Genomic DNA, 12,712 nt, shown 5'->3' on the forward strand with positions numbered 1-12,712 from the left:
CAGTGGCTTACGGCAGGGCGTAAGCCATTACGTAGTCGCCACGATCGGTCGACTGACGGGCGCCACCGGCGGTGATGACCACGTACTGCTTGCCGGTTTTCGGCGACACATACGTCATCGGGCCACCCTGGCTACCGACCGGCAGGCGGGCTTTCCAGATTTCTTCACCGTTGTTGCTGTTGTAAGCGCGCAGGTAGAAATCCTGGGTGCCGGCGATGAAGATCAGGCCGCCCTGGGTCGACAGCGTGCCGCCAAGGGTTGGCAGACCGATCTTGATCGGCAGGTGCATGCGGATGCCGAGCGGGCCAGTGTCTTCAACGGTGCCGACCGGAACCTGCCAGGCGACTTTCTGGGTTTTCATGTCGATAGCCGTCAGCGTACCGAACGGCGGGGCCTGGCACGGAATGCCGGCGACCGACAGGAAGCGGTTCTTGTTCACGGCGTAAGGCGTGCCTTTCAGTGGCACCGCGCCCATGCCGGTGTTCAGCGCTTCGCCACCGGAAGAGGCCTGAGCCTTGTTCTGCGACGGAATCATCTGAATCCACAGGCCCAGACGCATGTCGTTGACGAAGATGAAACCGTGCACCGGGTCAGTGGAGATGCTGCCCCAGTTCATGCCACCCAGCGAACCCGGGAAGCTCAGGGATTTGTCAGTGCCTGGCGCGGTGTACAGACCGTCGTAACGCATCGACTTGAAGTCGATCCGGCACAGCAACTGGTCGTACGGCGTAGCGCCCCACATGTCCGACTCGGTCAGGTGCTGGGCACCGATCTGCGGCATGCCCACCGATTTTGGCTGGGTCGGCGAGTACGGCTCGTTGGGGATATTGGCTGCCTTGACCGGCACTTCTTTCACTTCGGTCAACGGTTTGCCGGTGGCGCGATCCAGCACGTAGATCTGCCCGGCCTTGGTGCCGATCACCAGCGCCGGCACGGTTTTGCCGTCCTTGGTGAAGTCGATCAGGCTTGGTTGCATCGGCAGGTCGAAGTCCCAGAGGTCGTTGTGCACGGTCTGGTACACCCACTTTTCTTCGCCGCTGTTGGCGTCCAGCGCCAGGATCGACGCGCCGTAGGTGTGATCGAGTTTGCTGCGTTCCACGCCGTAGATGTCGGTGGAAGAACTGCCCATCGGCAGGAATACGGTGTTGGTTGCCGGGTCGTAAGACATCGGTGCCCAGCTGTTCGGCGTGCTGCGAACATAGGTCTTGCCGTCGGCAGGTGCCTTTTTATCCTGCGGGTTGCCCGGGTCGAACGCCCAGCGCATGGCGCCGGTCATCACGTCGAAGCCACGGATCACGCCGCCCGGCATGTCGGTCTGCACGTTATCCGCCACGCGACCGCCAACGACCACGGTCGTGCCAGCCATCAGCGGCGCGGAGGACAGTTGATAGTAGCTGTCCGGGACATCACCCAGACCGGCTTTCAGATCAACCTGGCCGTTGTTGCCGAAACCCTGGCAGAACTCGCCGGTGTCGGCATCGACTGCGATCAGACGGGCGTCGATGGTGTTGGTCAGCAGACGGCGCGTGCAGTTGGCGACGGGAGCGGCCGGCGTGTCGGTTACCGGCGAGCTGGCCGGTTTGGCGACGGCTGCGCTGGCATCGAAGTAGGCCATGCCACGGCAACGCTGCCAGACTTTGGACTTGGCGTTGATCGCGTTTTTCCAGAGTTCTTTACCGGTGTCGGCATCCAGCGCAATCAGGTTGTTGTGCGGGGTGCAGATAAACACCTTGTTGCCGATCTGCAGCGGGGTGAGCTGGTCTTCGGCGCCATTGCCGTCGCTCTCGGCGATGTCGCCGGTGTGGTAGGTCCACGCGACTTTCAACTTGTCGACGTTGCTGCGGTTGATCTGGTCCAGCGCAGCGAAGCGGCTGCCACCCTCGGTATTACCGTAGTGGTCCCAGTCTTTCTGCGCCTTTTCCGGCTCGACCGGTGTGAGGCCCGGGCCAGTGCCGGTAGGGGCGACGGTCGGGTGCGCGACGAACATGTTGCCGGCAGCTACCGCGAGTCCAACCGCCAGAACAGCCGCAACGCCGTAAGCGCCGCGACCTGCAACGTCACCATTGGCGCGTTTGAGCAGCGGATAGACCAGCGCAACCACCAGACCCACGGCGCTGAACATGAACAGGCGCGAGAACACCGGCCAGAACACCAGCCCTGCATCGATCACGGCCCAGATGGCGGTTCCAACCAGAAACGCAGCGAACAGCCAGGCGCCGGCAGGCTTGCGCCGCGCAATCAGCAGACCGGAGACAGCCATCACCAGACCACCCACCAGGAAGTACCAGGAGCCTCCCAGGCTGACCAATTTCACACCGCCAGCGGCCAGTGCCAGGCCGAGCAGGGCGATGATCACCCCGAGCCCGACCAGAATGATTGTTGATATGCCCGAGAGGCGTTGACTCTGCTTCACGTTGAATGTCCCGTTGAAATGAGGCGGGCATTATATCGTTAGGTAACTACCTAGTTAAATCACTAATTTTGAATGCAGTGTGTAAACAGCTAAATCGTGCGGCTGATTGGCGACGGGCCAGCGCCGACTGAAGCGGCGGATTTGCGGCATTGGATCGACTCGATATTGCGATTTGGCCCAAGTCTTTGTTGGTATTACCGGTGTTATGGCACTTTTCAAGCTTGCTGAAACGTTTCATCGCGTTTATAAAAATGGCACAACTCCAAAAAAGGCTACTGCCGTGACCCCGCTCAAACTCGTCGTTGCCCTCAGCACACTGTCCGCTGCCTCCCACGCCATGGCCTGGGATTACGTTCTGCTCGACACCGACAAAGCCGCCCAGAACTGGCAGATCACCAGCCAGCAACTCGGCCTGAAAACCGACAAACCCTTCAGCGTTACCCTGCGCACCTTGCATGGCGGTCGGCAGGAGGGCGTCAGCATCGTCGACATCGATAACGGCACGATGAAACTCTCGGTAGTGCCGACACGGGGAATGAACGTCTTGCAGGCTTCGGTCGGCAATGTGCGCATGGGCTGGGATTCGCCGGTCAAGGAAGTGGTCAATCCGTCCTTCATCGAACTCAATGGCCGCGGCGGTCTGGGCTGGCTGGAAGGTTTCAATGAACTGGTCACCCGCTGCGGATACGAATGGGTCGGCCACCCCGGCGTCGACAACGGCGAACTGCTGACCCTGCACGGTCGGGCCGCCAACATTCCAGCGAACAAAGTCACCCTGCACATCGATGAAACTCCACCGTACGCCATCACCCTGCGCGGTGAACTGAAAGAGCAGGCGTTCAAGAAGGTCGACTTCTCCGTCGCCACCGAGCTGGTCACCGAACCCGGCAGCGTAGTGTTCGCGCTCAACGACACGCTCACCAACAACGGCGACTATCCGAAGGAATACCAGGCGCTGTATCACAGTAACTTCAGCACCCCGTTCCTGGAGCAAGGCGCTCGTTTTGCCGCGCCGGTGAAACAGGTGTCGCCGTTCAACGACAAGGCCAAGGGCGATCTGCCCGAATGGCAAACCTACCGCGCACCGACCAAGGACTACGATGAAACGGTTTACAACGTAGTGCCGTATGCCGATGCCAAGGGCGATACGCTGACCGTGTTGCATAACAAGGCCGGCAGCCTGGGCGTTTCGGTCGGCTTCAATACTCAGACACTGCCGGTGTTTTCCCTATGGAAAAACACCGATACCCAAGGCCAGGGGTATGTCACGGGGCTGGAGCCGGGGACAAGTTTCTCCTACAACCGCCGTTATCAACGGCCACTGAACCTGGTACCCACAATTGGGCCGAAGGAACACAAGCAGTTCCGCATCAGCTACAGCTTGTTGGTGGATAAGCTGGCTGTGGATAAGGCCTTGAAGCAGGTGAGCGAGATTCAGGGTGGGCGGGAGACTGAAGTGCGGCAGACGCCGTTGGTTGATCTGACCAAGGAGTGACGGGCAGACCTCGCCAAGGGGCAATGCAAGGTCTGTGTGTCGGAGCCGATGCTGGAGGGGGAGGCGGCTGAGGCGGATGCTTTTACACTGCTCCTGCGCAATCCGCATGCTATCAACGCATGCGGCGTCTGCGATAATGACGACTCAGTGAGGTGCAAAGGCATGTCGAATACTCGTCTCGGCATCTGAAATTAGGCTTTGGAGAACCCCATGCGTGACATTATTGATGGCTTTCTGCGTTTTCAACGCGAGGTGTATCCACAACGCGTCGAGCTTTTCAGGCAGCTCGCGACCGAGCAAAACCCGAAGGCGTTGTTCGTAACATGCTCGGACAGTCGTGTAGTACCTGAACTTCTCACACAGCGCGAACCGGGTGAGCTGTTCGTGATCCGCAACGCCGGCAACATTGTGCCGTCGTACGGTCCTGAACCGGGCGGTGTTTCGGCCACAGTGGAATATGCGGTTGCAGTGCTCGGTGTACGGGACATTGTGATCTGCGGCCACTCGGATTGCGGAGCGATGGGCGCGATTTCACGCTGCACGTGTCTGGATCACCTTCCGGCCGTTGCAAACTGGCTTCGCCATTCGGACGCCGCGAAAGCGATCAATGCTGCGCATGAGTTCGATACGCCGCGTGCCAAGCTCGATGGCCTGGTTCGTGAAAACGTGATCGCACAACTGGCGAACTTGCGGACTCATCCATCGGTGGCGCTTGCGCTTGAGCAAGGACGTTTGAATTTGCATGGATGGGTCTATGACATCGAGGCGGGTTGCATCGATGCACTGGATGGCGCGACTCGGAGCTTCGTCAAGCTTTCCGATTCACCGGCGACCGTGGCAGTCGCTGCGCGCAATGTCGGTCAGTTGTAGGTCAGGGCGCAGATCTCTTCGTTTCGGCCAATTCCAGAGAGAACGTTCTGGCGAATAACAACGCAGGCGCCCCTGAAGAGGGGCGCTCTGACTTGGCTGGAACGGGCGTGATGACACTGTTATTTCTGGCGGACGCTATTTAACCGCATACACTTTGCGCACATAGCGCGTGCTTTTCCAGGCGCACGGCGCACCGCGCGCAACAAACACGCTGTCGCCGGTATTGACGGTCACGCTCAAACCCTCGGGCGTCTGCAACGTTACAGTTCCTTCGATCAGATACATCAGCTCATTGAGCTTGTGCGGGCGACCGTGACGTTCGTAGGGCGTCGAGTCCCACACGCCGACACGCAGATCGGTTGTGGCATCTTCGAAGGCATTACGTGACCGGCATTGCGGGGTTGGACCGATCAGAATCTGTTGTTCCGGCGCGGCGGAGGGAGACAGGTGCGCCAGCGGGTCGAGCAAGGTCAGGCCAGGCGTCGCGCCTTGGGTGGCCATGGCGCAAAACGCCCACCGGGTGCCGGTCTGTGCTTCGATCCGCACGTCCGTGCCCCGGCCGATGACCGCGCTGGCGCCGACGGCCAGTACCAGTGTCCGCTCCCGGGTTTTCAACGTCACGTGCCCTGCATGAACCACGATCACCTCGGTGTGCGGGAAGTCCTTGATATCAAGGCTTTCGCCTGCTTCGACGATGCCGGCAGACGCACCGTCGCTCCCTGACCAGGCGATCTGACGTCCGGTCGAGAAGGGGTCGGCAGCGTTCAAGGATTGCTGTTTGAAAGAGGTGTCGACGCGACTGCCATCGGCGCGAGCCAACAGCATGATGCAAGGTTCGAACATACGGGTGACGCTCCAGTTATTGAGAGATTTTTTGGGCAGGGACGAGTTCAAACCCGATGATCAGCCAATGGCTTGAGTGACCAGGGCAAACTGCCGAACGCCGTTGCTTGCTTGCGGTGCCGGACCGCGGGACATTTGTGCCACGGTGTCGACCTTTTTCAGGCCGGCGCCTTCCAGCCAATCGGCCAGGCCGCAATCCGCTGGAATATCAATGCGCACGAAGGCGTCCGGTACCTTGGCCAGCAATGTCGCGATCAGGTGTTGGGCCTGCTCAAGGTTTTCGGCGATCAACGGGCCGATGCAACGACCGCGACCGAACGGGCGCAGCAGGGCGAAGGCGCGCAACTGACCGTCGCGCACGATGCCCACCGAATGCTCGACGACAGCGAACAGATCAGTGAGCACCGCTTGCCGATCCAGTCCGCTCCCGGCATTGGCCAGTTCCAGCACCCGCGCATGATCCGCTTCGCGCAGTGGGCGGCATTCTTCACCGTCTGCCAATGGCTCGGGCAGGGGGGCTTGCGCCTGGCCCTGATGCTGCTGAATTCGGCCAAACTCGACAAAACCCTGGCTGGCATACAGCGGTGCGCCGGCCACGGTTGCATTCAATATCGCCGTGCTTGACTGGCAAGCCTGCAGCGCGTGTTCCATGAGCTTTCGCCCGATGCCCTGGCCCTGGTAATCGTCACTGACAATGACCAGGCCAATAGTCGTGAAATCACCTTGCGGGCAGGCGAACGCGGTGCCGATCAAACGCTCGCCATCAAGTACGACAAAGCCCTTGCTGACCCTTTGCAGCATGGCCCAGTCGTCGAGTCGATGGGGCCACTTCAATTGCACGGACAGTGCATGGGCCTTGGGCAGGTCGTCGGCAGTCATCGGCCGATAGACGTAGGACGGACGCGGGGTAGACATGGCGATTCTCCGATAAAGAGTGTGCGCTTACGCCGGTTTTTCCGGCGAGATGACGCCTGTATCCCATCTGGATGAAAGCCTGACAAGGGGGGAGGGAATATTCGGCAGATTCCGCGAAGCACAGTCCCGAAGACCACACTTACTACTTAATTGCGGCCTTGTGCCGGCAGCAAATGCTTGGGCTTTTTTACCCTATAAAAGGCTTGTACCGAGCTTTGTCGTTCAAGGCGCAGGATGTGCCTTCAATCACTTCAATTCAGAACCGGACCGACGTGTGTCGCAGCAACCGACACGTTCCTGCGAGGGGGCGCAGTTTCTGCGGGCAAAGTCGATATCCGAAATCCACAGCGGCTGATACAGGTCCATAAGAGCGCATAAACCGGGGCTTTGCCCAAGGCTGGAGCGCACCGCAAAGTCTGCTGAGCAGCGTGAGCAAAACGGTGATTTGTATCGAACGGAGGTCGCTTTTAACGCCATCTGCTGATTTCACGGTGTTGTAATGACGGTGTGCTGCAGCGTTGCATCGCTACTGCGCAATCCAGGCAAATGCTTGTAGCGCCATTGACCTCAACGAACTTCAGGAACGCACTCAATGAGCTTTCTTCGCCCCAAATTCATTACCTTCGACTGCTACGGAACGCTGACCAATTTCCACATGGGCACGATGACCCGCGAACTCTTCGCTGATCGCGTACCCGCGGAGCAGATGGATCAGTTCGTCAAGGATTTCTCGGCCTATCGCCTGGACCAGGTCATGGGCGACTGGATGCCGTATGACGAGATTCTCAAGACCGCTCTGGCGCGTACCTGCAAGCGCTGGGGAATCGAATACCGCGAAGAAGGCCAGCTGTATTACGACGCCGTTCCGACCTGGGGCCCGCACCCGGACGTACCGGCCGGCCTGTCGAAAATCGCCGACAAGATTCCCTTGGTGATTTTCTCCAACGCCAGCAACAGCCAGATCATGTCCAACGTCGAAAAACTCGGCGCACCTTTTCACAAAGTCTTCACGGCCGAACAGGCACAAGCCTACAAACCACGTCTGGCGGCGTTCGAGTACATGCTCGACAACCTCAACTGCGGCCCGGAAGACATCTTGCATGTGTCCTCCAGCTTCCGTTACGACCTGATGCCGGCCCACGACATGAAGATCAAGAACAAGGCCTTCGTCGCCCGTGGCCACGAAGTACCGGGCAATGCCTTCTACAGCTACCACCAGATCCCGGACATCGGCGGTCTGGCCGGGCTGGTCGGCCTGTAACGACATCCTCATTGGCAAAGGCGGGATTGAACATGGGCAGTGAATCCTACTGGCTCGACAGCGCACCGGCCTTCACCGGCGCACAGCTCGGCGGTTTGCCCGGGCAAGTCGATGTAGCCATCGTCGGTGGCGGTTTCACCGGGCTGGCAGCGGCCCGGGCCCTGGCGCTCAAGGGCGCCAGTGTGGTGGTGCTGGAAGCCGGGCGGGTGATCGGCGAGGCTTCGGGACGCAATGGCGGGCAGTGCAACACGGGGGTGGCGCAGGACTACGCCAGCCTCAGCGCCAGTCTCGGTGCCGATCGGGCGAAAGCCTATTACCAGGCTTACGAAAGTGCCGTGCAAAGCGTTGTGTCGCTGGTTGAGCAGGAGCAGATCGCCTGTGACCTGTTGCGTAACGGCAAGCTGAAACTGGCGGCAAAACCGCTGCACTACGAAGGGTTGGCCCGCACCTGCGAGCTGATTCGCAACGAAGTCGATGCCGATGTTGAATTGCTGTCTGCCGAACAGACCCGCACCGAAGTCAACTCTGCGCAGTTCCATGGCGGCCTGCTGCAGCGCAATGGCGTGCAGATGCACGTCGGCCGTTTCGGCGTCGGTCTGGCAGAAGCGGCGGTGCGTCACGGCGCACTGATTCATCAGGGCACCTCGGTGCTCGACTGGAAAGCCCGTGCCGGCGGTTATCAGGTCAACACCAGCAAGGGTTCGCTGCACGCCGGGCAGGTTCTGCTGGCGACCGGCGCCTGTCAGCACGGTGGTCTGGGCTGGTATCGGCGGCGGATTGTGCCGGTGGGCAGTTTCGTGATTGCCACCGAGGTTCTGCCTCAGGCGCTGATCGATCAGCTGCTGCCGGGACGCCGCGCTTATGTCACCAGCCGAATGATCGGTAACTACTTCCGCCTGACCCCGGACAACCGCTTGCTGTTTGGCGGGCGTGCGCGGTTTGCCATGTCTGACAGTGTCAACGATGCCAAGAGCGGCAAGGTGCTGCAGGCGGCAATGATCCAGATGTTCCCGCAACTGGCAGGCGTCAGGATCGATTACTGCTGGGGCGGCCTGGTAGACATGACCTCCGACCGTTTGCCGCGAGCCGGCCAGCACGGCGGCGTGTTCCACTCGATGGGCTACAGCGGCCACGGCGTGCAGATGTCGGTGCACATGGGGCAGGTCATGGCCGACGTGATGGCCGGCAATGCCGAGGCCAACCCCTGGCGTGAACTCGACTGGCCGGCGATCCCCGGGCATTTCGGCAAGCCGTGGTTCCTGCCTTTGGTGGGCGCCTACTACCGCTTTCAGGACTATTTGCACTGAGTTGATGTTGTGGCTTCACCGTCGTTTGCGTTTCCAGGACGTTCCGGTCAACCGGAACACTTGAGCCTTCTTGATTTCGACAGGTAGCACTGAAATGACTGATCACAAGAACGATTCACCGTTGATCTCAGGCGAAGAAAGCCTGCGGGTGTTCGAAGGCCTAAATCGCGGCATGTCACGCCGTCACGCGTTACAAATGCTCGGCGTGGCCGGCGTAGCGGCTGCCGGCGCCGGCAGCCTGTTCGGTGCCGCCGGCAAGCTGTTGGCTGACGATACGGCGACGCCGGGCAAAGGCAAGCAGGGTGGGCGGATACGCGTCGCCGGCATGTCCAGCTCCACCGCCGACACCCTCGATCCGGCCAAAGGCGCGCTGTCCACCGACTATGTGCGGCACTACATGTTCTACAACGGCCTGACTCGTTTCGACGCGCACCTGGTGCCGCAACTGGAACTGGCCGAGCGCATCGACAACACCGACGCGACGTTGTGGACGATCACCCTGCGCAAAGACGTGACTTTTCACAACGGCAAAACCCTCAGCGCGGCCGACGTGGTGTTCTCGCTGTCACGACACAAGGATCCGCTGACCGGCTCCAAAGTCATGCCGCTGATGGAGCAGTTCGCCGAAATCAAGGCCACCGGCACCAACGAAGTACAGATTCGCCTGACTGCGCCAAACGCCGAATTGCCGTCGATTCTGGCCGTCTCGCATCTGCTGATCGTTCCCGAAGGCACCACCGACTTCAACCAGGGCATTGGCACCGGACCGTTCAAGGTCAAGGAGTTCAAACCGGGTGTACGTTCGGTTGCCGCACGCAACACCGGTTACTGGAAGCCTGGCCTGCCGTACCTCGACGAAATCGAATTCATCGCCATTGGCGACGAGCCGTCGCGGGTCAACGCGCTGCTGTCCGGCGACGTGCACATGATCAACGAGGTCAACCCGCGCTCCACCGACCGGATCAAGGCCAGCGCCAGGCACCGGGTCGTTGATGCGCCGTCGGGCAACTACACTGATTTGATCATCCGTCAGGATCAGATGCCCGGCCAGAACGCCGATTTCACCCAGGCGATGAAGTACCTGCTCGATCGCGAACAGATCAAGTCGGCGGTATTCCGCGGCTTTGCCGTGGTCGGCAACGACCATCCGATCGCGCCCGGCTCGCGCTACTACAACAGCGACCTGCCGCAAACGGTCTACGACCCGGAAAAAGCCAAGTTCCTGCTGAAAAAAGCGGGCATGGAAAACATCAGCATGGAGCTGTTTGCGTCGCCTGCCGCAACGGGTTCCGTGGATATCGCCGTGCTGTTGCAGCAGTCGGCCAAGCAGGCCGGGCTCAAGCTCGACGTCAAGCGCCTGCCGAGCGACGGCTACTGGTCCAACCACTGGATGAAGCACCCGATCAGCTTCGGCAACATCAACCCACGGCCGAACGCCGACGTGATGTTCTCGCAGTTCTTCCAGTCGAAGGCGCCTTGGAACGAGTCCGGCTGGAAGAACGAGCAGTTCGATCAGTTGCTGATGCTCGCCCGCGGCGAAACCGACGATGCCAAGCGCGGCAAGATGTACGCGGACATGCAGACCCTGGTGCACGACCACTGTGGCATCGGCATACCGGTGTTCATCAGCAACATCGACGGCGTCGATCAACGGATCAAGGGCTACGGCAGCAACCCGCTCGGCGGTTTCATGGGTTACATGTTCGCCGAGCAGGTCTGGCTGGACGCTTGAACAGAGCCGTCGAAATGAACGGCAAGCCAGGTGCAGGAGGGTAGGCGATGAATAGCAACACACTGTGGTTGATCGGACGGCGGCTGGGCGCCGCGATCGTGACTTTGTTGATCGTATCGATGGTCGTGTTCGCGATCACGGCGGTACTGCCGGGAGACGCGGCGCAACAATCCCTTGGCCAGTTCGCCACCCCGGAACAGGTGGCGGCACTGCGCCTGAAACTGGGGCTCGATCAACCTGGTGTGGTGCGTTACCTGCACTGGTTGATGAGCCTGCTCGGTGGCGATATGGGCGTGTCGGTATCCAACGCAATGCCGGTCGGTGAGCTGATGGCCGGGCGCGTGCCCAACACCCTGATGCTGGCGGCCGCCACGGCGCTGGTGTCGGTGCCGGTGGCGCTGGTTCTCGGCATCGGCTCGGCGATGGGGCGGGGCGGACGGATCGACAGTGTCCTGAGTTTCACCACCCTGGCCATGGTCGCGGTGCCGGAGTTTCTGGTGGCGACCCTCGCGGTGTTGATCTTTGCGGTAAACCTGGGCTGGCTGTCGGCGCTGTCCTATGCCAGCGACATCACTTCACCGTGGCAATTCATGCGCACCTACGCCTTGCCGGTGATGACGCTGTGCTGCGTGATCGTTGCGCAAATGGCACGGATGACGCGCGCCGCAGTGATCGACCAGCTCGACAGCCCCTACGTGGAGATGGCCCGGCTCAAAGGCGTCAGTCCGATCCGCATCGTACTGCGTCACGCGTTGCCCAATGCCATCGGGCCGATTGCCAACGCGATTGCGCTGAGCCTGTCGTATCTGCTCGGCGGGGTGGTGATTGTCGAAACCATCTTCAACTATCCCGGCATCGCCAGCCTGATGGTCGATGCCGTGACCAACCGTGACATGGCACTGGTGCAGGCCTGCACCATGTTGTTCTGTACGGCTTATCTGGGTCTGGTGCTGATTGCCGACCTGTGCGCGATTCTGTCCAATCCGAGGCTGAGAAACCAATGAACAATCTCATTGTGAAATCGACGCCCGCAGCCCCCGATCTGTCAGCCGGCAAGGTGTCTCACGGGCCCGCGTGGCTGGGACTCATCGGCGCCGCCATCTGCGTTATCTGGCTGCTGGTTGCGTTATTCGGCCCGTGGCTGGCGCCGCACCCGGTCGGCGAGGTGGTCTCGGGCAACGTGTTCGACAACATCAGCGCGTTGTACCCGTTCGGCACTGATTATCTGGGCCGCGACATGCTCAGCCGGGTGCTCGTCGGCGCACGCTTCACCGTGGGCCTGGCGTTGATTGCGGCGGTGCTGGCCAGTGCGCTGGGCACCGGTTGCGCGCTGCTGTCGGTGGTGTCGCCAAAGTGGCTGGACGAAGTGATCAGCCGCTTGATGGACGCCTTTATCTCGATCCCGAGCAAGATGCTCGCGTTGATCATGGTCTCGGCGTTCGGCTCTTCAGTGACCCTGCTGATCAGCACGGCGGTGTTGAGCTTTGCTCCGGGCGCGTTCCGTATCGCCCGCAGCATGGCAGTGAACATCGAAGCGCTGGAGTATGTGCAGGTCGCCCGGACCCGTGGCGAGCGCCGCTTGTATATCGCTTGCGTGGAGATCCTGCCGAACATGCTCAACCCGGTGCTCACTGACCTGGGCTTGCGGTTCGGTTTCATCGTGCTGCTGCTCAGCGGCATGAGTTTTCTCGGGCTGGGCGTGCAACCGCCGGATGCCGACCTCGGTTCGCTGGTGCGGGAAAACATCGGCGGCCTCAATCAGGGCGCCGCGGCCATCGTCATCCCGGCGTTGGCCATCGGCACCCTGACCATCGGCGTGAATCTGTTTATCGACAGATTGTCGTCGCGACGCAGTCGCCGCACGGGAGGCCATTGA

Annotated in this window: 10 protein-coding genes; 7 read left to right on the forward strand and 3 right to left on the reverse strand. The window is 60.7% G+C overall.

Features of this window, described 5'->3' with window-relative positions; genetic code table 11:
• Nucleotides 1–7 precede the first annotated feature (7 nt).
• Complete coding sequence (locus ACSPX5_RS09365) at nt 8–2,413, reverse strand: glucose/quinate/shikimate family membrane-bound PQQ-dependent dehydrogenase (protein ID WP_439821525.1); 2,406 nt, start codon at nt 2,411–2,413, stop codon at nt 8–10.
• A 280-nt stretch (nt 2,414–2,693) separates the two neighbouring features.
• On the opposite strand from ACSPX5_RS09365, the gene ACSPX5_RS09370 reads away from it, so the two are divergent.
• Both ACSPX5_RS09370 and ACSPX5_RS09375 read left to right on the forward strand, forming a co-directional pair.
• Nucleotides 2,694–3,908, forward strand: coding sequence for an aldose 1-epimerase family protein (locus tag ACSPX5_RS09370; protein WP_169430405.1), 1,215 nt, complete (start codon nt 2,694–2,696; stop codon nt 3,906–3,908).
• A 210-nt stretch (nt 3,909–4,118) separates the two neighbouring features.
• Complete coding sequence (locus ACSPX5_RS09375) at nt 4,119–4,778, forward strand: carbonic anhydrase (RefSeq protein ID WP_323160415.1); 660 nt, start codon at nt 4,119–4,121, stop codon at nt 4,776–4,778.
• A gap of 135 nt (nt 4,779–4,913) precedes the next feature.
• On the opposite strand, the gene ACSPX5_RS09380 is transcribed toward ACSPX5_RS09375, so the two are convergent.
• Both ACSPX5_RS09380 and ACSPX5_RS09385 read right to left on the reverse strand, forming a co-directional pair.
• Nucleotides 4,914–5,621 carry a cupin domain-containing protein gene (locus ACSPX5_RS09380; RefSeq protein ID WP_439821526.1) on the reverse strand — a complete coding sequence of 236 codons (708 nt, stop codon included), beginning with the start codon at nt 5,619–5,621 and terminating at the stop codon, nt 4,914–4,916.
• Between the two features lie 60 nt (nt 5,622–5,681).
• The gene (locus ACSPX5_RS09385) at nt 5,682–6,536 is read right to left on the reverse strand and encodes a GNAT family N-acetyltransferase (RefSeq protein ID WP_439821527.1); all 855 of its coding nucleotides are present in this window, start codon (nt 6,534–6,536) and stop codon (nt 5,682–5,684) included.
• A gap of 592 nt (nt 6,537–7,128) precedes the next feature.
• Here ACSPX5_RS09385 and ACSPX5_RS09390 point away from each other — a divergent pair.
• From ACSPX5_RS09390 to ACSPX5_RS09410, 5 genes are all read left to right on the forward strand, one after another.
• Nucleotides 7,129–7,797 (forward strand): haloacid dehalogenase type II, encoded by a 669-nt coding sequence (locus ACSPX5_RS09390; protein ID WP_085730903.1) that lies wholly within the window; start codon nt 7,129–7,131, stop codon nt 7,795–7,797.
• A gap of 32 nt (nt 7,798–7,829) precedes the next feature.
• The gene (locus tag ACSPX5_RS09395) at nt 7,830–9,104 is read left to right on the forward strand and encodes an NAD(P)/FAD-dependent oxidoreductase (RefSeq protein WP_439821528.1); all 1,275 of its coding nucleotides are present in this window, start codon (nt 7,830–7,832) and stop codon (nt 9,102–9,104) included.
• Nucleotides 9,105–9,198: 94 nt separating this feature from the next.
• Entirely contained in the window at nt 9,199–10,836 is a 1,638-nt protein-coding gene (locus tag ACSPX5_RS09400; protein WP_169430410.1) for an ABC transporter substrate-binding protein, read from the forward strand.
• A 47-nt stretch (nt 10,837–10,883) separates the two neighbouring features.
• Nucleotides 10,884–11,840, forward strand: coding sequence for an ABC transporter permease (locus ACSPX5_RS09405; protein WP_169430411.1), 957 nt, complete (start codon nt 10,884–10,886; stop codon nt 11,838–11,840).
• Nucleotides 11,837–12,712 carry an ABC transporter permease gene (locus tag ACSPX5_RS09410; protein ID WP_323160420.1) on the forward strand — a complete coding sequence of 292 codons (876 nt, stop codon included), beginning with the start codon at nt 11,837–11,839 and terminating at the stop codon, nt 12,710–12,712. The genes ACSPX5_RS09405 and ACSPX5_RS09410 overlap by 4 nt, the downstream gene beginning before the upstream one ends.

The sequence above is a fragment of the Pseudomonas sp. HLG18 genome, from assembly GCF_051903985.1.
Classification (GTDB): domain Bacteria; phylum Pseudomonadota; class Gammaproteobacteria; order Pseudomonadales; family Pseudomonadaceae; genus Aquipseudomonas; species Aquipseudomonas fluorescens_BT.

Excerpts from the sequence above, each read along its gene's own strand:
- ACSPX5_RS09395 (WP_439821528.1), top strand. The coding sequence starts at position 7,830 with ATGGGCAGTGAATCCTACTGGCTCGACAGCGCACCGGCCTTCACCGGC.
- ACSPX5_RS09400 (WP_169430410.1), top strand. The coding sequence starts at position 9,199 with ATGACTGATCACAAGAACGATTCACCGTTGATCTCAGGCGAAGAAAGC.
- ACSPX5_RS09375 (WP_323160415.1), top strand. The coding sequence starts at position 4,119 with ATGCGTGACATTATTGATGGCTTTCTGCGTTTTCAACGCGAGGTGTAT.
- ACSPX5_RS09405 (WP_169430411.1), top strand. The coding sequence starts at position 10,884 with ATGAATAGCAACACACTGTGGTTGATCGGACGGCGGCTGGGCGCCGCG.
- ACSPX5_RS09390 (WP_085730903.1), top strand. The coding sequence starts at position 7,129 with ATGAGCTTTCTTCGCCCCAAATTCATTACCTTCGACTGCTACGGAACG.
- ACSPX5_RS09380 (WP_439821526.1), bottom strand. The coding sequence starts at position 5,621 with ATGTTCGAACCTTGCATCATGCTGTTGGCTCGCGCCGATGGCAGTCGC.
- ACSPX5_RS09385 (WP_439821527.1), bottom strand. The coding sequence starts at position 6,536 with ATGTCTACCCCGCGTCCGTCCTACGTCTATCGGCCGATGACTGCCGAC.
- ACSPX5_RS09410 (WP_323160420.1), top strand. The coding sequence starts at position 11,837 with ATGAACAATCTCATTGTGAAATCGACGCCCGCAGCCCCCGATCTGTCA.